General features: G+C 73.6%; 20 protein-coding genes. 12 read left to right on the top strand and 8 right to left on the bottom strand.

All coding sequences use genetic code 11. The features are described 5' to 3' along the window. The first annotated feature begins 59 nt into the window (after positions 1 to 59). From TK50_RS16090 to TK50_RS16080, 3 genes are all read left to right on the top strand, one after another. On the top strand, positions 60 to 839 hold the full coding sequence (locus tag TK50_RS16090) for a transposase family protein (protein ID WP_082106342.1): 780 nt from the start codon (positions 60 to 62) through the stop codon (positions 837 to 839). A 215-nt stretch (positions 840 to 1,054) separates the two neighbouring features. Continuing rightward, positions 1,055 to 2,329, top strand: a complete 1,275-nt coding sequence (locus tag TK50_RS16085) for an RNA-guided endonuclease InsQ/TnpB family protein (protein ID WP_043963468.1) — start codon at positions 1,055 to 1,057, stop codon at positions 2,327 to 2,329. Beyond that, a complete protein-coding gene (locus TK50_RS16080) occupies positions 2,317 to 2,997 on the top strand; it encodes an AbfB domain-containing protein (protein ID WP_241774006.1) in 681 nt (226 codons plus the stop codon). The genes TK50_RS16085 and TK50_RS16080 overlap by 13 nt, the downstream gene beginning before the upstream one ends. 127 nt (positions 2,998 to 3,124) lie before the next feature. On the opposite strand, the gene TK50_RS16075 is transcribed toward TK50_RS16080, so the two are convergent. From TK50_RS16075 to TK50_RS16060, 4 genes are read right to left on the bottom strand one after another with little or no spacing between them, the layout of a single operon-like run. After that, positions 3,125 to 3,487 (bottom strand): hypothetical protein, encoded by a 363-nt coding sequence (locus TK50_RS16075; protein ID WP_043963467.1) that lies wholly within the window; start codon positions 3,485 to 3,487, stop codon positions 3,125 to 3,127. Beyond that, positions 3,484 to 4,347: a DODA-type extradiol aromatic ring-opening family dioxygenase gene (locus TK50_RS16070; protein WP_043963466.1), complete on the bottom strand. Its 864-nt coding sequence runs from the start codon at positions 4,345 to 4,347 to the stop codon at positions 3,484 to 3,486. Before TK50_RS16070 ends, TK50_RS16075 begins: the two co-directional genes overlap by 4 nt. A gap of 16 nt (positions 4,348 to 4,363) precedes the next feature. Continuing rightward, entirely contained in the window at positions 4,364 to 5,164 is an 801-nt protein-coding gene (locus tag TK50_RS16065; protein WP_043963465.1) for a citryl-CoA lyase, read from the bottom strand. Next, entirely contained in the window at positions 5,149 to 6,312 is a 1,164-nt protein-coding gene (locus TK50_RS16060; protein WP_241774005.1) for a CaiB/BaiF CoA transferase family protein, read from the bottom strand. The genes TK50_RS16065 and TK50_RS16060 overlap by 16 nt, the downstream gene beginning before the upstream one ends. Before the next feature lie 252 nt (positions 6,313 to 6,564). Here TK50_RS16060 and TK50_RS16055 point away from each other — a divergent pair, with 252 nt between their 5' ends. Both TK50_RS16055 and TK50_RS16050 read left to right on the top strand, forming a co-directional pair. Continuing rightward, positions 6,565 to 8,013 carry an amidohydrolase family protein gene (locus tag TK50_RS16055; RefSeq protein WP_043964714.1) on the top strand — a complete coding sequence of 483 codons (1,449 nt, stop codon included), beginning with the start codon at positions 6,565 to 6,567 and terminating at the stop codon, positions 8,011 to 8,013. Between the two features lie 53 nt (positions 8,014 to 8,066). After that, positions 8,067 to 8,870 carry an IclR family transcriptional regulator domain-containing protein gene (locus TK50_RS16050; RefSeq protein ID WP_043963464.1) on the top strand — a complete coding sequence of 268 codons (804 nt, stop codon included), beginning with the start codon at positions 8,067 to 8,069 and terminating at the stop codon, positions 8,868 to 8,870. Between the two features lie 105 nt (positions 8,871 to 8,975). On the opposite strand, the gene TK50_RS16045 is transcribed toward TK50_RS16050, so the two are convergent. The 4 genes from TK50_RS16045 to TK50_RS16030 all read right to left on the bottom strand — a co-directional run bounded on the left by TK50_RS16045 (position 8,976) and on the right by TK50_RS16030 (position 15,267). Beyond that, the gene (locus TK50_RS16045) at positions 8,976 to 11,627 is read right to left on the bottom strand and encodes a DUF6493 family protein (protein WP_241774004.1); all 2,652 of its coding nucleotides are present in this window, start codon (positions 11,625 to 11,627) and stop codon (positions 8,976 to 8,978) included. Further along, positions 11,624 to 12,958 (bottom strand): SWIM zinc finger family protein, encoded by a 1,335-nt coding sequence (locus tag TK50_RS16040; protein WP_043963463.1) that lies wholly within the window; start codon positions 12,956 to 12,958, stop codon positions 11,624 to 11,626. Before TK50_RS16040 ends, TK50_RS16045 begins: the two co-directional genes overlap by 4 nt. A gap of 63 nt (positions 12,959 to 13,021) precedes the next feature. After that, a complete protein-coding gene (gene manD / locus TK50_RS16035; RefSeq protein WP_043963462.1) occupies positions 13,022 to 14,230 on the bottom strand; it encodes a D-mannonate dehydratase ManD in 1,209 nt (402 codons plus the stop codon). Beyond that, positions 14,227 to 15,267: an acetylxylan esterase gene (locus TK50_RS16030; protein ID WP_043963461.1), complete on the bottom strand. Its 1,041-nt coding sequence runs from the start codon at positions 15,265 to 15,267 to the stop codon at positions 14,227 to 14,229. Before TK50_RS16030 ends, manD begins: the two co-directional genes overlap by 4 nt. 226 nt (positions 15,268 to 15,493) lie before the next feature. Between TK50_RS16030 and TK50_RS16025 the strand changes: the two genes are divergently transcribed. The 7 genes from TK50_RS16025 to TK50_RS15995 all read left to right on the top strand — a co-directional run bounded on the left by TK50_RS16025 (position 15,494) and on the right by TK50_RS15995 (position 26,027). Beyond that, a complete protein-coding gene (locus tag TK50_RS16025; protein ID WP_043963460.1) occupies positions 15,494 to 17,896 on the top strand; it encodes a beta-xylosidase/alpha-l-arabinosidase in 2,403 nt (800 codons plus the stop codon). Between the two features lie 29 nt (positions 17,897 to 17,925). Further along, positions 17,926 to 18,924 carry an ABC transporter permease gene (locus TK50_RS16020; RefSeq protein ID WP_043963459.1) on the top strand — a complete coding sequence of 333 codons (999 nt, stop codon included), beginning with the start codon at positions 17,926 to 17,928 and terminating at the stop codon, positions 18,922 to 18,924. Beyond that, the gene (locus TK50_RS16015; protein WP_229406301.1) at positions 18,921 to 19,853 is read left to right on the top strand and encodes a carbohydrate ABC transporter permease; all 933 of its coding nucleotides are present in this window, start codon (positions 18,921 to 18,923) and stop codon (positions 19,851 to 19,853) included. Before TK50_RS16020 ends, TK50_RS16015 begins: the two co-directional genes overlap by 4 nt. A gap of 49 nt (positions 19,854 to 19,902) precedes the next feature. Next, on the top strand, positions 19,903 to 21,537 hold the full coding sequence (locus TK50_RS16010; protein WP_043963458.1) for an ABC transporter substrate-binding protein: 1,635 nt from the start codon (positions 19,903 to 19,905) through the stop codon (positions 21,535 to 21,537). Between the two features lie 85 nt (positions 21,538 to 21,622). Continuing rightward, positions 21,623 to 23,224, top strand: a complete 1,602-nt coding sequence (locus TK50_RS16005; RefSeq protein ID WP_082106341.1) for a GH39 family glycosyl hydrolase — start codon at positions 21,623 to 21,625, stop codon at positions 23,222 to 23,224. Further along, positions 23,221 to 23,913: a hypothetical protein gene (locus TK50_RS16000; protein WP_043963457.1), complete on the top strand. Its 693-nt coding sequence runs from the start codon at positions 23,221 to 23,223 to the stop codon at positions 23,911 to 23,913. Before TK50_RS16005 ends, TK50_RS16000 begins: the two co-directional genes overlap by 4 nt. Further along, positions 23,910 to 26,027 carry an alpha-glucuronidase gene (locus TK50_RS15995; RefSeq protein ID WP_043963456.1) on the top strand — a complete coding sequence of 706 codons (2,118 nt, stop codon included), beginning with the start codon at positions 23,910 to 23,912 and terminating at the stop codon, positions 26,025 to 26,027. The genes TK50_RS16000 and TK50_RS15995 overlap by 4 nt, the downstream gene beginning before the upstream one ends. Positions 26,028 to 26,084 lie beyond the last annotated feature (57 nt).

Here is a 26,084-nt window from a genome sequence, read left to right as displayed (position 1 = left end):
GTCTCTCCCTTAGGGATGTCTCGTAACTCGGCGGTGGGTCCATGGTGGATCATGTTCTGGTGCAGGTGATCACGGCGGCTCGCCCGGAGTGGATCTTCCCGTTCACCGGGCTGCAGCCCGCCCAGTTCCGCAGGCTGGTCAGGCTGGTCGCCGAACGTGGCGGGGACGCCATCGCCGACGGGCGGCCGGGCCGGCAGTGGTCCCTCGACCTCGCCGACCGGGTGCTGCTGGTCGCCGCCTACTGGCGCACGAACCTGACCATGCGGCAGATCGGCCCGCTGTTCGGGGTGTCGCACTCCGCCGCCCACCGGGTCATCGACACCCTCGGCCCCCTGCTCGCCCTGGCCCCGGTCCGCCGACGCCGGATCGAACAGATCGCCATCGTCGACGGCACCCTGGTCCCGACCCGGGACCACCGGCTGGCCGCCCCGAGCAAGAACTACCGCTACTCGACGAACCTGCAGGTCGCCATCGACGCCCACACCCGCCTGGTCGTCGCGTTGGGTGACCCGCAGCCGGGCAACCGTAACGACACCATCGCCTACCGCACCTCCGGCATCGACCAGAAACTGGCCGGACGGCCCGTCATGGCCGACGGCGCCTACCGCGGCAACCCCGAGGTGATCATCCCGTACCGCAAACCCACCGACGGCACCGAACTACCCGACTGGAAGAAGGACCTGAACAAGCACCACCGCACGATCCGGGCGCAGGTCGAACACGCCCTGGCCCGCATGAAGACCTTCAAGATCCTCCGGGACTACCGACGCGCCGCCAGCACATTGACCGACACCGCTTCCGGCATCGCCCACCTCCACAACATCATCCTGCTCGGATGACACCGACACCGTTGACCGGCAACGCCATCACCGAGTTACGAGACATCCCTTTGATCGGTCGATCAGCCGCTATTTGTACAGTCCCACAGGTGCGGTCGCCGAACACCTTGTGCCGGAACCTCGTTACGAAGACCAAGTGGATGTGCATGACGAAAGCGCAGTGCCTGCCAGTGCGGATGCCTTCGGGATCGGCCATAAGCCAATAAGATACATTCGTGGTCGTGCAGCTCCGGTACAACTTCCGCGTTTACCCGACGGCCGGCCAGCAGACGGAGCTGTCGAAGGCGTTCGGGTGTGCGCGGGTGGTGTTCAACGACGGGCTGCGCCTGCGCCAGCAGGCACGGGAGGCGGGGCTTGCGTACGTGCCTGACGGGGAGTTGTCGCGCCGTGTGATCACCGAGGCGAAGCTGACGCCGCAGCGGGCCTGGCTGGGCGAGGTGTCGGCGGTGGTGTTGCAACAAGCGTTGGCGGACCTGAACACCGCATACCGCAACTTCTTCAACTCGTTGTCGGGCAGGCGTAAGGGCCGCATGGTCGCCCCGCCGAGGTTCCGGTCGCGCAAGGACAACCGGCAGGCGATCCGGTTCACAAGGAACGCCAGGTTCAAGGTCCTCGACAACGGCCGTCTGCGCCTGCCGAAGATCGGGGACGTGGAGGTGCGCTGGTCCCGGACGCTGCCGCCGGAGGCGTCCAGCGTGACCGTCATCAAGGACGCCGCCGGCCGGTACTTCGCCTCGTTCGTCGTGACCACGGCCGAGGACGAGACGTTGCCGCCGGTCGAGTCCAAGGTGGGTATCGACCTCGGGCTGACCCACTTCGCTGTCCTGTCGGACGGCACGAAGGTGGCCGCGCCGAAGTTCCTGCGCCGCGCGGCGCGCAAGCTCAAGCGGCGGCAGCAGGCGCTGTCGCGCAAGCAGAAGGGCTCGGCCAACCGCGAGAAGGCCGTCGTGAAGGTCGCTCGCGCTCACGCGCGGGTGGCCGACACCCGGCGGGACTGGCAACACAAGCTGTCCACGGCGATCATCCGCGACAACCAAGCGGTGTACGTCGAGGACCTGTGCGTTGCCGGTCTCGGCCGGACCCGGCTCGCCAAGTCCGTCCACGACGCCGGATGGGCCGCCTTCACCGGCATGCTGGAGTACAAGGCCGCCCGGTACGGACGAACGTTCGCCCGGGTCGACCGGTTCTTCCCCTCCACCCGCATGTGCTCGCAGTGCGGCCGGACCACCGAGAAGATGACGCTGAACGTCCGGTCGTGGGACTGCCCCTGCGGAGCAACCCACGACCGGGACGTCAACGCCGCCATCAACGTGTTGGCCGCCGGACAGGCGGACAACTCAAACGACCGTGGAGCGCGGGTAAGACCAGGGCTCGTCCCGGCACCGCGCGGCGAAGCGGTAACCCACCCAGACGCCGCGCGTTCCACACGCAGCGTGGAGGGAACCTCCGTCCTTCAGGACGGAGAGGATGTCAATGCATGGGCCTGCTGACCGCCGACGCGGGCGCGAACCTGCTGGACAACCGGTCGTGGGTGAAGACCCCCGACCCGGTCTTCGCCACCTGGGAGCAGACCCGGCGGTACGGCCCGGGGCACAACTCGTTCACCGTCGCCGAGGACGGGGTGACCGACGTGCTCGTCTACCATGCCCGCGACTACCGCGACATCACCGGCGACCCGCTCTACGACCCCAACCGGCACACCCGGGTGCAGCGGCTGTACTGGCACGGCGACGGCTCGCCGCTGTTCGGGGTGCCCGTGGGCGAGGGCGGCCCGATCGTGCGCCTGTCCCCCGCCGACGCCCGCACCGCGTACGTGCGGCACTGGGAGTACGTGCTGCGGGTCGACAAGGCCGTGCGCGAGCTGGCCGACACCCAGTTCCGGTTCGTGCCGGGGCTGGCCGGCGCGGGCACCGAGTCGCTGCGGTCGGTCAACTTCCCCGACCGGTACGTCCGGGTCGTCGACGGGACCGTCCAGATCGTCCCGGTGGCGGCCGGCAGCCCCGAGGCGACCTCGGCGAGCTTCCGCCGGGTCCCCCGCGACGGTGGCGGGATCTCCCTCCAGCTCGCTGGCGACGCCACCGCGTACCTGCGGCACGACCGGGGCCGGCTGATCGTCGGGCCGGCGGCCGGGGACCGGACGACGTTCCTGCTGAGCTGAGCCGGCGTCGTGGCGGTGGCCCGGCCGGGCCACCGCCACGACGCGCCACTGATCGACGTACACAGATTGGCGAAGCCGGCCGGTGTGAGCGCGCACATGGTGCTTTCCCGCCGCCGCGCCCGCCCGGTCAGGTCGCGATGTCCGGGTACGGCAGGTCGAAGTGGGCCAACCGGGCGGCGTACGCCTTCTGGTACTCCAGCGGCTCGGTGTTGTCCCGCTCGAACATGGCGATGAACAGCGTCAGGGTGAGGAACGGGTGGGCGCCCAGCTGGAACAGCGCGACGTGGTCGTGGGCGATCAGGGCGGCCCGCTCGGCCGGGGTGAACCGCAGCCAGGTGCTGGCCTCGGCGGTGTGGCAGTTGAGCACGGTGTTGGCCCGCTCGGCCTCCCACCACCGCACCAGCCCCTGCGGGTCGGCCCGGTAGCGCTCCACCAGCTCCGGGTCCCGGTCGACGGTGTAGAGGAACTTGTCCAGCAGGTATTTGCTCATGCCGGCGCTCCGTTCGGGTACCAGGTGAAGTAGGCCTCCATGGTGTGGAACAGGTCGAGGGTGTCGACGTGGTCGGCCTTCGCGCCCGCGCCCGCGACGCCCATCATGAGCATGAAGTCCATGAAGCCGTGGGTGGCGTTGCCGGGGGCGTGCAGGCTGTCCAGGGTCACCTCCGACAGGCAGCCGTCGAGGTCGCCGTTGGCGATCCACTCCACGGCCCGGCGGTCGAACTCGGGGTCGGGGCCGTGCGGGCCGAACTGGCGGGGCCCGCCGAGCTCCAGCGACAGGTGGCCGGTGCCGATGATCGCCACCCGCAGGTGCGACGGCCACGACTCGACGATCTCGCGGATGGCCTGGCCGAGCTGGACGAAGCGCTTCGGCTGCGGCAGCGGCGGGGCGAAGATGTTGGTGTAGATCGGCACGATCGGCAGGTCGGCCTCGGGGCGCAGCGTGACGATCGGGCAGGTGATGCTGTGGTCGATGCGCAGCTCGTTGCTGAACGCCAGGTCGAAGCCGGCGTCCAGGCCGGCGCGCAGGATGTGCCCGGACAGGTCCTCCTGGCCGGTGAGCAGCATCCGCGGCAGCCCGAACTCGCGTTCCTCGTTGTACCAGTTCGCGTCGTAGAACGGCGCCTTGCCGACGAGGAACTGCGGCATGTTGTCGAGCCAGAGCTGGTGGAAGTGGTCGGAGCCGACCATCACCAGCACGTCCGGCTTCGCCCTGGTCAGGGTCTCCCGGAAGGCGAGGATCTTGCTGACCCACTCGTCGGCGAAGGGGGGACGGTCCGCGCCGGTGGCGGTGCTGGCCCGGTAGTAGAACGGGTGGTGGGTGGAGGCGATCACCGCGACGACGGTGGCCATGGCGGCTCCTTGACGGTCAGCTCTCGGGTGGTTGGTAGACGGCGTTGCGGTCGACGGCGAGGTAGACGTCCATGCCGATCGGGTTGCGGCGCTCCTCGGCGAGGTGGCCGAGCAGCCCGGCGGCGCGGGCGAGCAGGGCGAAGCCGCGCAGCAGCTCGACGGGCAGGCCCAGGTCGGCCAACGCCGCGCCGCACACGCCGGCCCCGTTGAGCGGCAGGGTACGCCCCAGCACCTGGGGGTGGACCCTGCCGATGGCCTCGAACAGGCGCAGGTGCGGCCCGCGCAGGCCCTCCTCGTCGGCGATGCGGATCAGCACCGGCGTACGCGGGTCCCGCTCCTTGTGCACCGGGTGGCCGAGCCCGGGGACGAGGCGCCTGTCGGCGCGGGCGCGGCGCACCGCGTCGAGGGCGATGGCGTCCCAGTCGCCGGTCTCGGCGGCGGTGGCCGCGGCGTCCCCGGCGGCGGCGATGGTGTCGGCGAGGAACCGCCCGCAGTCCTCGGTGACGCCGAGGAAGCGGGAGCCGCCGCCGAGCAGGCCGGCGGCGAGCGCGCCCTGGAGGGACTCGGGGGCGCTGAGGTACGTCAGCCGGGCGGCGATCGCGGTCGGGGTGAAGCCGTGGTCGGCGAGCGCCACCAGCACGGCCTCGAAGACGCGCACCTCGCCCGGGGTGGGGCGGCGGCCGGCGACCAGCCAGTAGGCCAGCTCGCCGAAGCCGACCGAGCCCATCAGGTCGGCGGCGAGGTCGTGGCCGAGCAGCCGGATCGTGGTCGGGTCGGAGGTGCCGAGGGAGGTGGGGAAGCTCAGCTCGTCAGCCATGCGCGGATCTCCTCGCCGTGCTCGTCGAGACCCGGCGGCGGCAGCTCGTACCGGGCCGGGGTGTCGGAGAAGGTGATCGGGTTGCGGACGCCGGGCACGTCGCCGACGGTGACCACGGGGTCGAGGCCGAGCTCCTCGGCCAGGGCGACCCCGCCGTCGATGGTGTTGATCGGGGCGCAGGGCACCCCGGCGGCGAGCAGGTCGCGGAACCACTCGTCCTTGGTGCGCCGGGCCAGCCGCTCGACGAGGATCGGGCGCAGGGCCTCGCGGTGGGCGGTGCGGTCCTGGTTGCGGCCGAAGCGGGGGTCGTCGGGCAGGTCGGGCAGGTCGAGCACCTGGCACAGCTTGCGGAACTGCCCGTCGTTGCCGGCGATGACGATGAGCTCGCCGTCGGCGGTGGGCAGCGGCTCGTAGGGGAACAGGCTGGGGTGGGCGTTGCCCATCCGGAACGGCACGGTGCCGCCGGCGACGTACCCGCTGCTGTGGTTGACCAGGCCGGACAGGGCCGAGGAGAGCAGGTTGACCTCGACGTGCTGGCCGGTGCCGGTGCGGTCGCGGTGGTGCAGGGCGGCGAGGATGCCGATGCTGGCGTGCAGGCCGGCCATCACGTCGAACACGGAGATCCCGGCCCGGTAGGGCGGGCCGTCGGGGTCGCCGGTGAGGCTCATCAGGCCGGAGATCGCCTGGACCATCAGGTCGTAGCCGGGATAGTTGGCGCCCGCGCCGGTGCCGAAGCCGCTGATGGAGGCGTAGACGACGCGGGAGTTGCCGGCGGCGACGGTGGCGTAGTCCAGGCCGAAGCGGGTCAGGCCGCCGGGCCGGAAGTTCTCGATCATGACGTCGGCGCGGGCGGCGAGCCGCCGGGCGACGTCGAGGTCGGCGGGGTCCTTCAGGTCCAGGGCGATCGAGCGCTTGTTGCGGTTGATGCCCAGGTAGTAGGTCGAGACCTCGTCGCGCACCGGCGGCATCCAGGTGCGGGTGTCGTCGCCGGCCGGGCCCTCCACCTTGATCACCTGTGCGCCGAGATCGGCCAGGAGCATCGTCGCGTACGGCCCAGCGAGGATCCGCGAGAAGTCCGCGACGAGGAGCCCGTCCAGTGGCCCCGAGCGTTGCTCCCCCATGACCCGACCACCCTCCTCGACCGCCATGCGGACAACCGTCCGCCGTGCCGCCAGTCTTGCCGGCGGCCGGGCCGCTGTCAACGGTCGCACGCTGGCAACACCCTGGAGGCGAGGTCTGACCGAGATACACGTTAAGAACTATTATGACCGGTACCGAAACACGTTCTTGACATGCCCGGTGGCCCGGAACACACTTGCGCCAATCGGCCCGCCGACCGCTGGACGGACATCCGTCCGCAAGCCCGGCGGGCCCCGACCCGGGAAGGGGTGGTGGCCGCGATGAGCGCAGGCGACCCGGTGGCGGACGGCCGGCCGGTGGTGTTCCGCAACGGGCTGGTGCTGACCATGGACGACCGGCACACGGTGCTGCCGGACGCCGACGTCCTCGTCGTCGGCGACCGCATCGCGGCCGTCGGCGTCGGCCTCGACGCGCCCGCCGACGCGGTCGAGATCGACGCCACCGGCGGGATCCTCATGCCCGGCATGATCGACACGCACCGGCACATGTGGCAGACGGCCATGCGCGGCTACGGCGCCGACTGGACCCTCACCCAGTACTTCGTCTGGTACTACCTCGACCACGGCCGGCTGTTCCGCCCCGAGGACGTGCACGCCGGCAACGTGCTCGCCGCCCTGGAGGCGATCGACGCCGGGGTGACCACCACCGTCGACTGGTCGCACGGCCTGCGCACCGTCGAGCACGCCGACGCGGCGGCCGACGCCCTCGAATCCGTGCCCGGCCGGTTCGTCCTCGCCTACGGCAACATCCAGCAGGGCCCCTGGGAGTGGGCCACCAGCCCCGAGTTCCGCGACTTCCACCGCCGCCGCATCGACGGGGGCCGCCTCGGCTTCCAGCTCGCCTTCGACGTCACCGGCGACCCGTCGTTCCCCGAGAAGGCCGCCTTCGAGGTCGCCCGGGAACTGGACGTGCCGGTGACCACCCACGCCGGGGTCTGGGGCGCCACCAACGACGACGGCATCCGGCTCATGCACGAGCACGGCTTCATGACCCCGTCCACGGTCTACGTGCACGCCGCCACGCTCAACCCCGACTCGTACCACCGCATCGCCGCCACCGGCGGCTCCGTGTCGGTGTCCACCGAGAGCGAGCAGAGCGCCGGCCAGGGCTACCCGCCCACCTGGGCGCTGCGCCGGCACGACATCGGCGTCTCGCTGTCGATGGACACCAGCGTCTGGTGGAGCGGCGACCTCTTCTCGGCCATGCGCGCCACCCTCGGCGCGGACCGCGCCCGGGAGCACCTCGACGCGCACGCCCGCCAGGAGACCGTCACCCACGCCCACCTGCGCGCCGAGCACGTCGTCGACTGGGCCACCCGGGGCGGCAGCCGCGCCCTCGGCATGGACTCGCAGGTGGGCAGCCTCCAGGCCGGCCGCAAGGCCGACGTGGTGCTGCTCAGGAACGACGCCTCGCCGGTGATGTTCCCGCTGCTCAACCCGTACGGGCACGTGGCCTTCCAGGCGCAGCGCGGCGACGTGCACACCGTGCTGGTCGACGGCCGGGTGGTCAAGCACGAGCACCGGCTGGTCGGGGTGGACCTGGCCGCCGCGCGGCGCGGGGTCGAGGCGACGGTGTCGTACCTGATGGACGCCATGGGCGAGGAGGCCTGGCGCAGGGGCATGAACCCCGACATCCCGGCCACGGCGGTGCTCGACAACCCGTACACGTACACCGAGTGGGACGCCGGCTCGGCCCAGTGGAAGCATTAGCCTGCCGCCCGGGCGCTCCGGGCGGCCGGTCGAGCACGGACGGAGGGAGCCCGATGGCACGCGAGGCGGGACCGGACTTCATCGAGGCCCTGGCCCGCGGGCTCGACGTGCTGCGCTGCTTCCGGCCGGGCCAGGCGGTGATGACGCTCAGCGAGGTCGCGGGCGTCACCGGCCTGGCCCGGCCCACCGTCCGCCGCATCCTGCTCACCCTGGAGGAGCTCGGCTACGTCCGGGTCGCCGACCGGGGGTACGCGCTCACCCCCCGGGTGCTGGAGCTCGGCATGTCCTACATCAACTCGCTGACCATGTGGGACGTCGCCCGGCCGCACATGCAGCGGCTCGTCGGGCAGACCGGCGAGTCCACCTCGATGGCCCAGCTCGACGGCGGCGACATCGTCTACGTCGCGCGGGTCGCCGTACCGAAGATCGTCACCCTGGCGGTGACCATCGGCACCCGCTTCCCCGCCCCCGCCACGTCGATGGGCAAGGTCCTGCTCGCCGCGCTCGACCCCGCCGGCCTCGACCGGGCGCTGGCCGAGCCGAGCCGCTCCGGGGTCGTCTCCCGGTGGCAGCCGGACCGCGCCGAGCTGGACCGGGCGCTGCGCGACGTGCGGGCCAAGGGCTGGGCGCTCGCCGACCAGGACCTCGCCCCCGGCATCCGCTCCGTGGCCACCGGCGTGCGCAACGGCGACGGTCGCATCGTCGCCGCGCTGAACGTGACCGTGCACGCGGCCGACACCAGCGTGGAGACCCTGGTCGACGACCACCTGCCGCGCCTGCTGCGCACCGCCGCCGACATCAGCCGCGACTGGGCGCTGCGCGACAGCGTCCCGCTGGCCGCGCCCGCCACCGGCTGACCGCCCCGGGGCCCGGCCCGGCACGGCCGCCGGGGCGAACCGCCCCCGCCGCGCCCGGCGACCGGCCGCGCCGGGCCGGCGCGGCAGCCGGCCCGGGGCCGCCGGTCAGCCGGCGGTGAGCGCCCGGTGCAGGCGGCGCGCCTCGGTCACCACCCGGCTCGTCCCGCCCCGGCCGGCCACCTCGGCCAGCCCCGGCACCTCGACGCGCGCCCCGGTGGCCGTGGCCGTCTCGGCGGCCAGGGTCAGCAGGTCGGGCAGGCCCCGGGGCGGGGTCGCCGCGGCGAGCAGCGGGGGCAGCGCCGCGGCCGTCAGCCGCCACACGCTCAGTGGCGCGCCCGCCCCGGCCGCGTCGCGCAGCGGCTCGACGGCGCGGGTCAGCTTCACCAGGTTGCCCGCGACCAGGTCGCCGAGCCGCGCGCCCACCCCGGCGGCGTCGAGCCGGCCGGTGGCGGCCAGGCCGAGCAGGGCGTCGAGCGCGGCGACCCGGTCGGCGCCGTGGCGCGCGCCGAGCCCGTAGGCCAGGGCCACGTCGACGGCGGGCCCGCCGGCACCGCCGCACTCGGCGAGCAGGGGCAGCACCAGCGCGCCGTCGCGCCGGTCCAGGTCCGCGGCGGCGGTCACCTGCGGCAGCACGTACGCGGCGACGACGCCGAGGTGGTGCGGCAGCACCGACGGCCACATCCGCGCCCAGGTGGCGTGGTCCGTCTCCATCGGCGGCGGGTCGACGGTCAGCAGCCCGTACGGGTCGGGGTAGCCGGCCGGCGGGCGCAGCTCGACCGCGATCCGCCGGGGCGGGAGCTGGTCGTGCTGCCAGTCGTAGCCGACCTTGCGGGGGCGGCGGGCGAGCGGGACGACCCGGGCGACCGGGTCGGGCAGCCCGCCGGCGCGCAGCCAGGCGGCGAGCCGGTCGCCGGCCGGGGTGCGCAGCGCCTCCGCCTTGCCGGCGAGGGTGTCGTCGACGCCGGGGGGCAGCCGCAGCAGCGCCTGGGTGAGGTCCCACCGCCAGGGCTGGCGCTCGCCGAGCGCCGTGAGCCGCTCCAGCAGGGCCAGCGGGTCGAGCGCGCCGTTGGCCGAGGTGGGGGCGGCGAGCAGGCCGGCGTGGCCGGGCTCGCCGAGGTGGTGGCCGACCTCGGCGAGACGGGCGCGCAGCAGCGCGTGCGGCGCGGGCACCCGGGGATCGGTGACGACCAGCTCGCGCGGCGGCCCCTGCGGGCCGGTGCGTCGCACGGCGGCGAGCAGCGCGGCCCACCGACCGCGCTGCGGGACGGCCGGGCGGGGCTCGCCGGCGGTCTCCAGCAGGTCGCTGACGAGGCCGCACAGGCAGCACGGGTCCCATTGGTGCTCGGCGGCCCAGGCCCAGTGCCGGCGGGCGAGGACCGGGTCGAGCGCGGCGCGCAGCCGCGGGCCGTCGGTCGGGGCGAGACGGACCAGCCCGTCGAGGATCCGGTCGAAGGGCTCGCCGCGGTGTTCGGTGCCGACGAGCGCGGCGACCTCCTCGGTGAGTTCGTCGAGGTCGGTGATCGGGGCCGGGGCGGGCGCGGGCGGGCCGGGGTGGGGCAGGTCGTCGCCGCGCGCGACGGCGACCGCCGGCGCGGTGTCGCCGCCGGCCGGGACGGGACCGGCGACCGCCGGGGCGGGGCCGTGCCGGGCCGTCAGGGCCGCCGCCCGGTCGCGCACGTCGACGGCGGGGTGTCCGGCGGCGACCGCGATCACCTCGGCGATCTGGGCCACCCGGTCCGGGTGCCGGCGGGCGAGCCGGTCGAGCCAGGCGAGCTGGCCGCGCACCAGCGCCTTGTCGGGGCGCAGCAGGACCTCGCGGGAGGCCGCGAGCACGGCCTCCGGCTCCGGGTCGGGCAGGGCGCGCAGGGCCTTCTGCGCCATGACGGCGACCGGGGCCGGGGCGTCGGCGAGCAGGCGCAGGTAGCCGGTGGCGCGGGCCGCGACCTCCTGCGCGCTGGGCGCAAGCTCGTGCAGCAGGACGGTGAACGCGCGCAGCGCGGCCGGGCGGTCGCCGCGCAGCAGCCGGCCGACAGCACCGTCGAGCAGGGCCGCCCGGTCGACGACCCCGTCGGCGGCGAGCCGCGCGAGCGCGGTGGGCAGGACGTGGCGGTGCCGGCTCTCCCAGTCGGTGTGGACCTCGTCGAACATCATGGGCGCGCCGATGCCGTCGATCTCGAACAGCCGGGGCAGCAGCGCGGCCAGCAGCGGGTCGTTCCGTAGCCGGTCGAGCAACGGCACGGGCGCGCCGCGGCGGCGGTCGGGGCTGGCCAACGACTGCACCCACAGCTCGACGAAGCGCTCCCCCGTCGGCGGCGCGGCGTCGGCGGGCAGCAGCGCGGCGACGAACCGCCAGTGCCCGATCCAGGCGTCGCGGGCCAGCTTGTCGGCCAGCCGGCGGGCCAGCTCGGGCAGCCAGTCGATGCCCCGCTCGGCGGCGACGACGCGGACGAGCCGGGCCGCCCGGTCGCCGTCGACGGTGACGGTGCGGCGGGTGAGGATCGCGGCGGCCTGGGCGGCGGTGGGCAGGCAGCCGACCACGGCGACGGCCAGGGCGGTGCCCCTGCCGCTGCCCCAGAAGGTGGACCGGCGCGTCTTGAACCACTCGGTGAGCTCGCCGCCGACGGCGCGGCGGCGCTGCTCGGGCAGCCCGGTCAGGGCGGCGGCGACGAGGTCGGCCGACCCGGCGTCGACGAGGTCGAACAGGTCGCTGCTGCCGCCGGCCGCCAGCTCCCACCGACGCCGGACCGTGGACTTCACACCGCCTCCCGCGCGACGGAGCCGGCCATCCGGGTGGCCAGCGCGTGCTTGCACGGCCCGCGCTGGCCGCGGTGCTTGGCCCACCAGGGGCAGGTGCAGGTGTACGCGTCGTCGGCGAGCCGCCGCACCCGGTAGACCTGGTCTGCGCTGCGGACGGTGGCCCCGGCGTCGTCGGGGTCGACGGCGCCGGACTCGACCAGCGCCCGCGCGCCCACCAGGCGGGGGTTGTCGCGCTCGGCCCGGCCCGCGTCGTAGGGCATGACGCGGTGGAAGTACGCCGCCTCGGCGACGTCGTAGCCGACCCGTCCGGCGGTGCCGAGCTGGGCGAGGGCGCCCCGCACCCGGGCGGCGTCGAGGCCGGCGGAGGTCGCCAGGGCGTCCACGTCGATCGTCGGGTCCCAGGCCAACAGCGCCGAGACCAGCTCGGCGTCGTCGGCGACGTCGTCGCCGGCCAGGGCGGCCAGCGCGGCGCCCTCGCCGGAGAAGCCCCGGTAGGGCTCCGGCGACAGGGTCAGCGACAGCCGCAGCGCCCCGGTGTCCAGCTCCCAGGTGCTGGGCAGCGCCCCGGCGCCAGGCGCGACGGTCGGACCGTAGACGGTCAGGGTGCGCGCGTGGCGCAGCAGGCCGCGCAGGGCGGCGAGCCGGCCCGCGCCGGCCAGGCAGACCGCGCCGGCCACGGGCCGGGAGGTCAGCCGCAGGCTCCGCCCGGCGGGCACGGCCCAGAGCACCGACCGGTCCCCGGCGGTCGGCAGCCGGCGCAGGAACGTCGCCGCCTCGGCCGCCGGGAGCTGCGCGCGCGGCTCGAACCCGGCGGCGAGCACCTGCACCTCGGCGAAGCCGCGCAGCCACCGCTGCGGCAGGGGCACCTTCTTCTCCACGACCGCGCCGTCCATCGTCTCCACGGTGAGGTCGTCGGGGCCGACGGACAGGCGCAGCGGGTCGAGGCCGCCGACGCGCGACAGCGCCTCGCGCAGCGGGTTGTTGACGTCCACGTTGGTGGTGCCGTGCTCCAGCACGTCGCCGTCGAGCCCTTCGGGCAGGGCGTCCAGGCGGGCGTAGACGCCGCAGCAGCCGGAGAACGATTCGAAGCGCAGCCGGTCGCGGCTGCCGGTGACCACCGGGTCGAGGCTGGCCGGGCTCACCGGCCGGAAGTAGCGGGTGCGGGCGACCTCGGCGACCGCGAGCAGCCCGACGGCGGCGGCCTGCGGCGTGGTGAGGAAGCCGCTGAAGAAGCGGGGGTTCGGGGCGGGCCCGCCGCTGGTGGACAGGGCGAGGCCGGACCGGCTCAGGGCGGAGGATCCGAGGTACCTGTACGTCTGTTGGGCGCTCACGGGCCCGGACGGTACAAGATCCCCCCGACACCGCGCCCCGGCCGGGCCTCGCGCGCCCTTGGGTCACCAGGGGTGCAGGGTGCCGTCCTCCAGCCGGTTGACCGGCAGGTACGCCGGCGAGTAGGGGTAGCGGGCGGCGGCCTCCTCGTCGATGTCCACCCCGAGCCCCGGCGTCTCGGCGGGGTGCAGGTAGCCGTCGGCGAAGTGGTAGCCGTGCGGGAACACCGCATCGGTCTCCTCGGTGTGCCGCATGTACTCCTGCAGGCCGAAGTTCGGGATCGCGAGGTCCAGGTGCAGCGCGGCGGCCAGGCAGACCGGCGACAGGTCGGTGGCGCCGTGGGAGCCGCTGCGCACGTGGTGCAGCGCGGCGTAGTCGAAGATGCGCCGCAGGTGGGTGATGCCGCCGGCCCGGACCACGGTCGTGCGGACGTAGTCGATGAGCTGCTCGCGGATGAGCGTGGTGGCGTCCCAGACGGAGTTGAACACCTCGCCGGTGGCGATCGGCGTGGTGGTGTGCTGCCGGATGAGCCGGAAGCCCTCCTGGAACTCGGCGGGGACCGGGTCCTCCAGCCAGGTCAGCGCGTACGGCTCCAGGCTGCGGCCGAGCCGGGCCGCCTCGATGGGGGTGAGCCGGTGGTGCACGTCGTGCAGCAGCCGCAGCGTCGGGCCGAACTCCTCGCGGACCCGGGCGAACACGCCAGGGGTGTGGGCCAGGTAGCGGGCCGTCGACCAGACCGTCTCGGTGGGCAGCGCCGCGTCGGCCGGCTCGTAGAACATCTTGTCGGCGCTCACGCCGTACGTCTTGGCCAGGCCCGGCACGCCGCACTGCACCCGCACCGCCCGGTAGCCGAGGTCGACGAAGCGGGCCACCTCGGCCAGCACCTCGTCCACGGTCTCGCCGTTGGCGTGGCCGTAGACGGTGACGCCCTCGCGGGACCGGCCGCCGAGCAGCTGGTAGACCGGCAGGCCGGCGACCTTGCCCAAGATGTCCCACAGCGCGGTGTCCACCGCCGCGACGGCGCTCATGGTGACCGGGCCGCGCCGCCAGTACGCCCCCTGGTAGAGGTACTGCCAGGTGTCCTCGATCCGGGCCGGGTCGCGCCCGATCAGCAGCGGCACGACGTGCTCGCGCAGGTACGCCTCGACGGCCAGCTCGCGGCCGTTGAGGGTGGCGTCGCCGACCCCGGTGACGCCCTCGTCGGTGATGATCTTCAGGGTGACGAAGTTGCGGCCCGGGCAGGTGACGATGACCCGGGCGTCGACGATCCTCACGCGCTCTCCTCCGTCGTGTCGGTGGCGGGGCCGGCGACGTCGCCCGGCGCGGCGAGCACCCCGGCGAGCCACGCGAGCTGCCGGCGGACCTGCACCGCCTCCCCTCCCTCGTGGCCGTTGAACGGGTAGACGTGCATCGCCCGCCGCGGCGGCTCCGGCCGGCCGTTGGCGGCGCCGTACTGGTTGTGGGCGGCGAACACGGTGCTCGGCGGGCACACGGTGTCGCGCAGGCCGACGCCGAAGTGCGCGGGCGCGACCGCCCGGCGGGCGAAGGTGACGCCGTCGACGTAGGACAGGGTGCGCCGCACCGCGTCCTCGGCCGTCCGGTCGGCGGCGAGGTAGCGGGCGATCTCGCCGTACGGCTCGGCGTCGGTGATCTCGATGGCCCGCTGGACGTGGCACAGGAAGGGCGCGGTGGTGATCAGGGCCGCCAGGTCGTCGACGAGGCCCGCCACCGCGAGGGCGATCCCCCCGCCCTGGCTGTTGCCGGCGGCCACGACCCGGCCGGGGTCGACGCCCGGCAGCGCACGGGCCGCCTGCACGGCCCGCACGGCGTCGGTGATCAGCCGCCGGTAGTAGTAGTCCTCGGGCGCGAGGATGCCCCAGGTCACCGGCCAGGGGCCGCCCGGGGCGCCGGCGCGGGGGTCGGGGGTGTCGCCGGCCGCGTGGTGGCCGGACTGGCCCCGGGCGTCCATCAGCAGGTGCGCGTAGCCGGCCACCGGCCAGGTGAGGCGCTCGTGCGGGAGGCCCCGGCCGCGCCCGTAGCCGACGTACTCCACGACGACGGGCAGCGGCCCGTCCGCCCCGGCCGGACGGGTGTACCAGGCCCGCACCGGGTCACCGCCGTAGCCGGCGAACGTGACGTCCCAGGTATCGACGAGTCGCAGGTGGGTCGGCTCGGGCCGGACGTCGACGAGCACGGGGTGCTCGGCCGCCGCCGCGAGGGTGGCCCGCCAGAACGCGTCGAAGTCGGCGGGCTCGGCCACGGTGGGGGCGTACTGCCGGAGCTGGTCGAGGGGCAGGTCGAAGTGGGGCATGGAACCTCTCCGAAATTTTCGAGGACTGTAACACGCGCGATGCCCGGGTACGATGACCACCGTCGATCCGCTTCGGGCGGGACGAGCCTTGACATGCCCATTTAAGGCCCTTAAGTTGCCCGAAATAGGTCACGCGGGGATTTCCGAAAATTTCGGGCCGGGCTCGCCGTCGCCAGTCGTCGCGGGCCGCCGGGGAGCCTCCCGGGCCCGGCTGAAGGGGTGTGGCATGAACAGTCAGCTGCCCGTCCACGACGCGGAGGCGTCCCCGGACGCCGCGCGGTGGCGCGACCCGCGGCTGAGTCCGACCGAGCGCGCCGACGCCCTGCTGCCGCTGATGTCGCTTCAGGAGAAGGTCGCCCAGCTCGTCGGGGTGTGGGTCGGCGCCGACGCCTCCGGCGAGGGGGTCGCGCCGCACCAGGCCGACATGGTCGACGGCGAGCTGCGGTGGAGCGACGTCATCCGGCACGGGCTGGGGCAGCTGACCCGGCCGTTCGGCACCGCGCCGGTCGACCCCGTGGCCGGCGCGCGCTCGCTGGCCGCGTCCCAGGCCGAGATCGCGGCGGCGAGCCGGTTCGGCATCCCGGCGCAGGTGCACGAGGAGTGCCTCACCGGCTTCGCCGCCTGGCGCGCGACGGTCTACCCGACGCCGCTGAGCTGGGGCGCGTCCTTCGACCCCGAGCTGGTCGAGCAGATGGCCGGCCAGATCGGCCGGTCCATGCGGGCGGCCGGGGTCCACCAGGGCCTGGCACCGGTGCTCGACGTGACCCGCGACTACCGGTGGGGCCGCACCGAGGAGACCATCGGCGAGGACCCGTACCTCGTCGGGACGACCGGCGCGGCGTACGTGCGGGGCCTGGAGGCCGCCGGCATCGTCGCCACCCTCAAGCACTTCGCGGGCTACTCGGCCTCGCGCGGCGGACGCAACCTGGCCCCGGTGTCGATGGGCCGCCGGGAGCTGGCCGACGTCATCCTGCCGCCGTTCGAGATGGCGCTGCGCCTCGGCGGCGCCCGGTCGGTGATGCACTCCTACGCCGAGATCGACGGCCTGCCCGTGGCCGCCGACGAGGGACTGCTGACCCGGCTGCTGCGCGACGAGTGGGGCTTCACCGGCACCGTGGTCGCCGACTACTTCGCGGTGCGCTTCCTCCAGACGCTGCACGCGGTCGCCGCCGACGGCGTCGAGGCGGCCCGGCTCGCCCTGCGCGCCGGGATCGACGTGGAGCTGCCCACCGTCGACGCGTTCGGTCCCCCGCTGGTCGAGGCGGTCCGCGCCGGCGAGGTCGACGAGGCGCTGATCGACCGCGCGCTGCGCCGGGTGCTGGCGCAGAAGGCCGAGCTGGGCCTGCTCGACCAGGGCTGGCAGCCGCTGCCCGACGGCGTCGACGGGCTGCGCCTCGACGACCCCGCCGCGCAGGAGGTGGCCCTGCGCCTGGCCCGCGAGTCCGTGGTCCTGCTGCGCAACGACGGCGGGCTGCTGCCCCTGGACGCCGGCCGCCGCGTCGCCCTCGTCGGCCCGGTCGCCGACGACCCGATGGCGATGCTCGGCTGCTACACGTTCCCCTCCCACGTGGGGGTGCGCCACCCCGAGCACGGGCTCGGCGTGGAGCTGTCCTCCCTGCGCGAGGCCCTCGGCCGCCTGCTGCCGGGGCTCACCCACGCCCCCGGGTGCGCGGTCACCGGCGACGACACCTCCGGCTTCGCCGCGGCCGTCGCGGCGGCCGCCGAGGCCGACGTGTGCGTGCTCGCCGTCGGCGACCGTTCCGGCATGTTCGGCCGCGGCACGTCCGGCGAGGGCTGCGACGCCACCGACCTGCGGCTGCCCGGGGTCCAGCCCGACCTGGTCCGGGCGGTGCTCGCCACCGGCACGCCCGTGGTGCTGGTGCTGCTGGCCGGGCGGCCGTACGCGCTCGGGCCCGAGGTCGACTCCGCCGCGGCCGTGGTGCAGGCGTTCTTCCCCGGCCAGCGCGGCGGGCAGGCCCTCGCCGAGGTGCTCACCGGCGCGGTGAACCCGTCCGGGCGGCTGCCCGTCGGCGTTCCCCGGGACGCCGGCGCCCTGCCGTCGACCTACCTCAACCCGGCGCTGGGCCGCCGGTCGGAGGTGTCGTCGGTCGACCCCACCCCGGCGTTCCCGTTCGGCCACGGGCTGAGCTACACGACGTTCGAGTGGGACGACGCGGGCGTACGCGGGGTCGACGAGGCCCCCGCCGTCGCCACCGGCGGCGACCGCCTCGACTGGGCGGTCGACGGCGAGGTCGAGGTCGACGTGACGATCCGCAACACCGGCGACCGGGCCGGCACCGAGGTCGTCCAGCTCTACCTGCACGACCCGGTCGCGCAGACCACCCGGCCGGTGGTCCGCCTGGTCGGCTACGCCCGCGTCCCGCTCGCGCCGGGCGAGAGCGCGCGGGTGACGTTCGGAGTGCCCGCCGACGTCACGTCCTTCACCGGCGTGCACGGCCGGCGCGTCGTCGAGCCGGGCGACGTGGAGCTGCGGCTCGGCCGGTCCAGCGGCGAGTTCGCCGCCACCCTCCCGCTGCGCCTCGTCGGCGCCGAACGCACCGTCGGCCACCAGCGTCGGCTGGTGTCGACCGCACGGGTCGCCCCCGCCGCCGTCCCGCAGTCCGCCTAGGCACCTCCGCCCCGTCCTGGAGGCCGTCGATGACCACCCCCGACACCCTCACCCCGCCGCCGGTGCCCCCGGCGCGGGACGCCGCCCGGCCGGCGGGCCGCCCCGCACGGCGCCGCCGGGGGCGGCGCCGCACCTGGCGGCAGGCGCTGCGCAAGGACTGGCAGCTCTATTCGCTCGCCGTGGCACCGCTGGTGTTCTTCCTGGTCTTCCGCTACCTGCCGATGGCCGGCAACGTGATCGCCTTCCGGCGGTTCTCCCCCGGTGGCAGCCTGTTCGGCGAGACCTGGGTGGGCCTGCGCTACATACGACTGTTCCTGGCCGACCCGACGTTCTGGGAGGTGTTCACCAACACCCTCGTGCTCGGGACGCTGACCCTGCTGTTCTGCTTCCCCCTGCCGATCGTACTGGCGCTGCTGCTCAACGAGGTCCGCGCCCGCCGGCTCAAGCGGTTCGTGCAGTCGGTGTCCTACCTGCCGCACTTCCTGTCCATCGTGATCGTGGCCGCCATGGTCATGCAGTTGACGTCGATGGACGGGACGGTCAACCAGATCGTGCGCGGCCTCGGCGGCGAGGCCGTGCCGTTCCTGCAACGGCCGGAGTGGTTCCGCACGATCTACGTCTCCTCCGAGGTCTGGCAGACCGTCGGCTGGGGCACGATCCTCTACCTCGCCGCGCTGACCACCATCGACGAGAACCTCTACGAGGCGGCCCGCATCGACGGGGCGAACCGGTGGCGGCAGACCTGGCACGTGACGCTGCCCGGCATCCGGCCCACGATGGTGACGCTGCTGATCCTCAACATCGGCACGTTCATGGCGGTCGGGTTCGAGAAGATCCTGCTGCTGTACAACCCGCTGACCTATCCGACCGCCGACGTGATCTCCACATACCTCTACCGGATGGGCTTCGAGTCCAGCAACTTCAGCTACGCCGCCGCGATCGGCCTGTTCGAGGCCGTGATCGGGCTGACCCTGGTCCTGACGGCGAACGCCATCTCCAAGCGCACGGTGGGGACGAGCCTGTGGTGACCGTGGAAGCCGCCGAGACCGGCGAGACCCGGCGGGTGGCCCGCCGGCCGAAGGGGATCCGCCCGACCCGGGGCTACCGGGTCTTCCAGGCGGTCAACGCCGTCATCCTCACCGGCGTCGTGATCGTCACGCTGTACCCGTTCGTCAACATCGTGGCCCGCTCGCTCAGCGACGAGGCGTACATCATCGCCGGGCGGGTCAACCTCGTCCCGCGCGGGTTCAACCTGACGACGTACAAGCTGGTGATGTCCGACGCGCTGTTCTGGACCAACTACCGCAACACGGTGGTGTACACGGTGGTCGCCACGGTCATCTCCATCGTGCTGACCACCTGCTACGCGTACGTGCTGTCGAAGCCGCGGCTCAAGGGGCGCGGGGCGCTGGTCGGCATCGCCGTGTTCACCATGTTCTTCTCCGGCGGGCTGATCCCCAACTACGTGCTGATCACCAGCCTGGGCATGAAGAACACCATCTGGGCGGTCGTCGTGCCCAACGCCATCAACGTGTTCAACCTGCTGGTGATGAAGGCGTTCTTCGAGAGCCTGCCGGAGGAGCTGGAGGAGGCCGCCGCCGTCGACGGGCTGAACACGTACGGGACGCTGCTGCGGATCGTGCTGCCGCTGTCCAAGGCCATCATCGCCACGATGGTGCTGTTCTACGCCGTGTCGTTCTGGAACTCGTGGTTCACCGCGTTCCTCTACCTGGACCAGCAGGAGATGTTCCCGGTGACCGTCTACCTGCGCAACCTCATCGCGGGGGCCACCGGCGCCCAGTCGGCCGGCGGGGTCGCCGAGTCCGACGCAGTCCAGGCCGCCGCGACCCTGCAGGCGGTGACCATCGTGCTCACCACCCTGCCCATCCTGGCGGTCTACCCCTTCATCCAGCGCTACTTCGTGTCGGGCGTGATGCTCGGCGCGGTCAAGGGGTAGCCCGGCAAGGTTCCCCCACCACCCCACCACCGTTCGGAAAGGACGAGCCGTGCTCCACAGAACGTGGCGGCGCGCGGCCATAGCCGCGGCCAGCCTGCTCACCCTCACCCTCGTCGCCTGCTCCGAGGAGGCCGGCGACGCCAAGGACCTGTCCGGCAACCGGGCCGGCGCCATGGCGGACTACGCCGTCGGCACCCAGTTCACGGCGACGGAGCCGCTCTCCTTCTCCATCCTCTACAACAACCACCCGAACTATCCGCTGAAGAACGAGTGGCTGTTCTGGTCGGAGCTGACCAAGCGGACCAACGTCAAGCTCGAACCGGTCGCCGTGCCGCTGAGCGACTACGAGCAGAAGCGCAGCCTGCTCGTCGGCGCCGGCGACGCCCCGCTGATCATCCCGAAGACCTACCACCCGGCGGAGAACCAGTTCGTCTCTTCCGGGGCGATCCTGCCGGTGAGCGACTACCTGGACCTCATGCCGAACTTCAAAGAGAAGATCGACAAGTGGGGGCTGAAGCCGGAGATCGACACCCTGCGCCAGTCCGACGGCAAGTTCTACCTGCTGCCGGGCCTGCACGAGAAGCCCTGGCAGGAATACACGGTGGCGGTCCGCACCGACATCCTCGACGAGCTCAAGCAGCCCGTCCCGAAGACGTGGGACGAGTTCTACACGGTGCTCAAGGCGATGAAGGCGAAGTACCCGGACTCATACCCGTACTCGGACCGGTGGAGCAAGCCCACCCCCGGCGGCGCGCTGCTGCGGATCGCCGGCAGCTCCTTCGGCACCCAGGCCGGCTGGTCCTTCCAGCACAGCACCTGGGACCCGGCCGCCGGCAAGTTCGTCTACACCGGGGCCACCGAGCAGTACAAGCAGATGATCCAGTACCTCAACAAGCTGGTCACCGAGGGGCTGCTCGACCCGGAGAGCTTCACCCAGAGCGACGAGGCCGCCCGCCAGAAGCTCGCCAACGGCAAGTCGTTCGTCATCACCAGCAACGCCCAGACCCTGGTCAACGACTACCGGCCGGACCTGGCCAAGACCATCCCCGGCGCGAAGCTGGTCAACATCCCGTTGCCGGTCGGCCCGGCCGGCGAGATCAACCCCGCCTCCCGGCTGGAGAACGGCGTCATGATCTCCAAGAAGGCCCGGGACAGCAAGAACTTCGTGGCGATGATGCAGTTCATCGACTGGCTCTACTACTCCGACGCCGGCCAGGAGTTCGCGAAGTGGGGCATCGAGGGCACCACGTTCGTCAAGGACGCCGCCGGCAAGCGGATGCCCGCCCCCGACGTCGACATGATCGGGCTCAACCCCAAGGGCACCAAGCACCTGCAGAAGGACTTCGGCTTCGCCAACGGGGTCTTCGCCTACGGCGGCAAGCTGGACCTGATGCAGTCCTTCTTCTCCCCGGAGGAGCTGGAGTTCCAGAAGGTGATGAACACGCGCAAGCCGATCGAGGTGCCGCCGCCGGCCCCGCTCACCGACGCCGAGCGCGAGCAGGTGTCGCTGTGGGAGACGCCGCTGAAGGACTACGTCACCCAGAACACGCTCAAGTTCATCCTGGGCCAGCGCCCGCTGACCGAGTGGGACGCCTACGTCGGCGAGCTGAAGGCCAAGAACGCCGACCAGTACATCGAGGTGGTCAACAAGGCGTACGAGCGGTTCAAGAAGGACAACGGCTGACCGTCCGGTCCCGGCCGGCCCCCACCACCGGGGTCGGCCGGGACCGGCGGGCCCGGCCGGCACGACGAGCAGGACAAGGACGACGATGCGGATCCACGTTCCAGACCGGCCCACGGGCCGGCTGACCGACGCCTGGCGGGCCTGCGTCGGCACCGGCCGGTTCGAGCTGGCGCTGCGGCGCGACTACCAGGACTCGCTGGCGCTCGTCCAGCGGGACATCGGCTTCCGGCACATCCGGGGGCACGGCCTGCTCAGCGACGGCGTCGGCGTGCACCGCCCCTACGAGTACGCGGGGTCGCGGCGCGTGCGGCACTCGTTCACGTACGTCGACCAGGTCGTCGATGCATATCTGGAGCTGGGGATCCGGCCCTTCGTGGAGCTGGGCTTCATGCCCTCGGGCCTGGCCTCCGGCGACCAGACGGTGTTCTGGTGGCAGGGCAACGTCACCCCGCCGCGGTCCTGGACCGAGTGGGCGGACCTGGTCCGGGCCACGGTCGCGCACCTGGTCGACCGGTACGGTCTCGACGAGGTGCGCGGCTGGCCCATCGAGGTGTGGAACGAGCCGAACCTGACGGCCTTCTGGCAGGACGCGGACCGCGACGCCTACCACCGGCTGTACGAGGTGTCGGCGCACGCCGTGAAGGAGGTCGACGCGTCCCTGCAGGTCGGCGGCCCGGCCATCTCCCCCGGCTCCGACGAGTGGCTGGTGCCCTTCGCCGAGTTCGTCGCCGCGCGGGACGTGCCGTGCGACTTCGTCAGCCGGCACGCCTACACCTCCGGCCCGGCGCAGCACGTGCCGTTCGGCACCCACCAGACCCTGGCCCCGGCGGAACACCTGCTGGAGCAGTTCGCCGCGCCGCGCCGGCTGCTGGCCGGCACCGCCCTGGCGGAGCTGCCCGTGCACATCACCGAGTTCAACTCCTCCTACCGGCCCGACAACCCGATCCACGACACCGCGTTCCACGCCGCGTACCTCGCCCCCGTGGTGGCCGCCGGCGGCGACCTGGTCGACTCCTTCTCGTACTGGACGTTCAGCGACATGTTCGAGGAGGTGGGGATACCGACGGCGCTGTTGCACGGCGGCTTCGGCCTGCTCACCCACCGGCAGCTCAAGAAGCCCACCTACCACCTGTACGCGTTCCTGGCCCGGATGGGCGACCAGGTCCTCGCCCGCGGCGCGGACCACCTGGTCACCCGCGACGCCGACGGCCGGGTCACCGTGCTGGCGTGGGCACCGGTGGACGTCACCGGCCGCGAGCCGGTGCCGGAGCGGCACACCCTGGCGCTGTCGGTGCCACTGGACGCGCCCGGGGCGACGTCGGCGTACCTGGCGCGCTCGTCGGTGAGCGAGGAGGCCGGCAACGTCTACGCGGCCTGGGCGGAGATGGGCCGGCCCCGGTCCCCGCTGCCGCGCCAGCTCGACGCGCTGCGGGAGGCCGCCGAGCCGGCCCGCGCCCACCGCAGCCTGCCGGTGACGGGCGGCCGGGTGGAGGTCGACCTCACCCTCGCCCGGCACGAGGTGACCCTGGTGGAGATCGACGCGGTGCGCGACGAGACCCCGCCGTGGTGGGACGCCGACCGGCTGCTCGGCCTGCCCGGCCGCGACGGGACCGGCCACGGCGGCGACGGGCGAGCCGACGGGGGGCGACGCGACGGCGACCCGGCCGGCGGGGGCGAGCGCCCGTGAGCGGCGACGCCGCGCGCGCCTCCCGGCAGTTCGGCGAGGGCCCGCTGTCGCGGTCCGCCGCGCGGGTCTACACCCTGCTCGTCGTCGAACTGCTCCTGCTGCTGGCCTGCCTGCCCGGCCTGGTGCCGCTGGTCCTGCTCGAATCCGACGCGAGCAACATCCCGCTCTACGCCGCCTGCGCGCTGCCGCTGGGCCCGGCGCTGTCGGCCGCGCTGTACGCGCTGCACCACCAGCGCCCCGACCTGACCGACCTGCGGCCCGCCGCCGCGTTCCGGCGCGGCTACCGGGCCAACCTGGCGGGGGTCCTGTGGATCTGGGTGCCGCTGCTGGCGTTGCTCACCGTCGTCGCGGTGAACCTCGCCCACCTGGACGTCGCGGGCGTGCCCCGGTGGTGGGCGGTGCCGCTGGTCGGCGTCGCCGCGCTGGCGGCCCTCGTCGGGGCGAACGCGCTGGTGATCACCTCCCTGTTCGCGTTCCGGGCCCGCGACGTGGCCCGCCTCGCCCTGCACTTCGCGGTCCGCGCCCCCGGGGTGGGCATCGGCACGGCTCTGGTGCTGGTGGCGGGTGCCGCCGTCACGGCGGTCACCTCGGAGGCGGTGCTCGCGCTGGCGGGCTCGGTGTGCGCCCTCTCGCTGCTGCGCGTCGCCGCCCCGATGGTCGACACGATCCGCAAGGAGTTCACCGCATGAGCCTGCCCCCCGCCACGACCGGCCCCGCCACCGCCGGCCACGACACGACGGGCCACGGCGGGGGCGTGCACGCCGCCTGGCTGCCGCCGGAGGCGTTCGCCCCGCTCGGCTCGCGTCGCGTCCTCGTGCGCGGCGACGGGATGCTCGTCGACACCGTCTTCGACGAGGTCGAGCGGGCCTGCGCCGGGCACGGCGGGCGGGCGGACCGGACCGCCGGGGACCGGGAGGTGGACCTGGTGCTCGCGCTGCGCGACGCCGGGCCCCTGCCCGCGCCGGCGGCGGCGCTGGCCCGGGCGGCCGGCGCCGGCGGGCCGCTCGGCGCGGAGGGGTTCGCGCTGGCCCGCGCCGAGGGCGTCACGGTGGTGCTGGCCGACGCGCCGGCCGGCCTGCTCTACGGGCTGTTCCACGTGGTGCGCCTCGGCGCGGCGGCGTTCGAGGGGGACCATCCGGCGCGGCGGCACGCGCCGGCGATGGCGCGGCGCATGCTCGACCACTGGGACAACGTCGACGTGCACCCGGTGATGGGGCAGGTCGAGCGGGGCTACGCGGGCGGGTCGATCTTCTGGCGGGCCGGGGCGGCGCGCCGCGACCTCGACCGGGTCCGCGCGTACGGGCGGCTGCTGGCCGCCTGCGGCGTCAACGCGATCTCGGTGAACAACGTCAACGTCCACGCGACCGAGGCGCGGCTGCTCACCGGCCGCCTCGGCGACGTCGCCGAGCTGGCCGACGCGCTGCGCCCCTACGGCGTGCGGGTGCACCTGTCGGTCACCTTCGCCGCGCCCGTCGTCCTCGGCGGCCTGCCGACCGCAGACCCGCTCGACCCGGCGGTGCGCGCGTGGTGGGCCGCCGCGACCCGCCAGGTGTACGAGCGCATCCCCGACTTCGGCGGCTACGTGGTGAAGGCCGACTCGGAGGGGCAGCCGGGCCCGTTCACGTACGGACGCGACCACGCCGACGGCGCGAACCTGCTCGCGGAGGCCCTCGCGCCGTTCGGGGGCGTGGTGCACTGGCGGGCGTTCGTCTACAACCACCGGCAGGACTGGCGGGACCGCTCGACCGACCGGGCGCGGGCCGCGTACGACCACTTCGCCCCGCTCGACGGCCGGTTCCGCGACAACGTGGTGGTGCAGGCGAAGTTCGGCCCGATCGACTTCCAGCCCCGGGAGCCGGTGTCGCCGGTGCTGGCCGCGATGCCGGCGACCCGGCTGGCGGTGGAGTTCCAGGTCACCCAGGAGTACACGGGCCAGCAGCAGCACGTGTGCTATCTCGCGCCCTGCTGGAGCGAGGTGCTGACGTTTGCGCCGTGGGGGCCCGGCGGGCCGACGGTCGCCGACGTGGCCGCCGGCTCGGGGCCGGGTCCGGCGACCGGCGGCGGCCTGGCCGCCGTGGCCAACGTCGGCGACGACCCGTTCTGGACCGGGCACCCCCTCGCCCAGGCCAACCTGTACGCCTACGGCCGGCTCGCCTGGGACCCCGGCCTCGACCCGATCGCGGTCCTCGACGAGTGGATCGACCTCACCTTCCCCGCGTCGACGGTCGGCGACCCGGCGCTGGTGCGCGAGACGCTGCACGCCGTCATGGACGACTCGTGGCGCACCTACGAGCGGTACACCGCTCCGCTGGGCGTCGGCTTCATGGTCAGCCCGGCCCGCCACCACTACGGCCCCGACGTCGACGGGTACGAGTACTCGCGGTGGGGCACCTACCACTTCGCCGACCGCGACGGGGTGGGCGTGGACCGCACCCGCGCCACGGGCACCGGCTTCACGGGCCAGTATCCGCAGCCGTGGTCGCAGGTGTACGAGTCGCTGTCCGACTGCCCCGACGAGCTGCTGCTGTTCTTCCACCACGTCCCGTACGGGCACGTGCTGCGCAGCGGGTCGACCGTCATCCAGCACATCTACGACACCCACTTCGCCGGGGTGCAGCAGGTGGCGCAGATGCGGCAGCGGTGGCGACGCCTCGCCGGGGTGATCGACCCGGCGGTGCACGCCCGGGTGGCCGAACGCCTCGACGAGCAGCTGCGCTGCGCCATCGAGTGGCGCGACCAGGTCAACACGTACTTCTTCCGCAAGTCCGGGGTGCCGGACGTGCGCGGGCGGGCGATCCACTGAGTGCAGGCGGCGGGCGGGCTGTCAATCATGTGACAGCTTTCCGGCCACCGCCCCGCG

Origin of the sequence: Micromonospora haikouensis (assembly GCF_000876225.1) — a bacterium.
GTDB classification, from domain to species: domain Bacteria; phylum Actinomycetota; class Actinomycetes; order Mycobacteriales; family Micromonosporaceae; genus Micromonospora; species Micromonospora haikouensis.
This window is presented reverse-complemented; position numbering and strand designations above follow the sequence as displayed.

Bases quoted from the DNA above. Each gene is read 5' to 3' on its own strand.
- TK50_RS16080 (WP_241774006.1), top strand. From the start codon at position 2,317: ATGGGCCTGCTGACCGCCGACGCGGGCGCGAACCTGCTGGACAACCGG.
- TK50_RS16075 (WP_043963467.1), bottom strand. From the start codon at position 3,487: ATGAGCAAATACCTGCTGGACAAGTTCCTCTACACCGTCGACCGGGAC.
- TK50_RS16070 (WP_043963466.1), bottom strand. From the start codon at position 4,347: ATGGCCACCGTCGTCGCGGTGATCGCCTCCACCCACCACCCGTTCTAC.
- TK50_RS16065 (WP_043963465.1), bottom strand. From the start codon at position 5,164: ATGGCTGACGAGCTGAGCTTCCCCACCTCCCTCGGCACCTCCGACCCG.
- TK50_RS16060 (WP_241774005.1), bottom strand. From the start codon at position 6,312: ATGGCGGTCGAGGAGGGTGGTCGGGTCATGGGGGAGCAACGCTCGGGG.
- TK50_RS16055 (WP_043964714.1), top strand. From the start codon at position 6,565: ATGAGCGCAGGCGACCCGGTGGCGGACGGCCGGCCGGTGGTGTTCCGC.
- TK50_RS16050 (WP_043963464.1), top strand. From the start codon at position 8,067: ATGGCACGCGAGGCGGGACCGGACTTCATCGAGGCCCTGGCCCGCGGG.
- TK50_RS16030 (WP_043963461.1), bottom strand. From the start codon at position 15,267: ATGCCCCACTTCGACCTGCCCCTCGACCAGCTCCGGCAGTACGCCCCC.
- TK50_RS16025 (WP_043963460.1), top strand. From the start codon at position 15,494: ATGAACAGTCAGCTGCCCGTCCACGACGCGGAGGCGTCCCCGGACGCC.
- TK50_RS16020 (WP_043963459.1), top strand. From the start codon at position 17,926: ATGACCACCCCCGACACCCTCACCCCGCCGCCGGTGCCCCCGGCGCGG.
- TK50_RS16005 (WP_082106341.1), top strand. From the start codon at position 21,623: ATGCGGATCCACGTTCCAGACCGGCCCACGGGCCGGCTGACCGACGCC.
- TK50_RS15995 (WP_043963456.1), top strand. From the start codon at position 23,910: ATGAGCCTGCCCCCCGCCACGACCGGCCCCGCCACCGCCGGCCACGAC.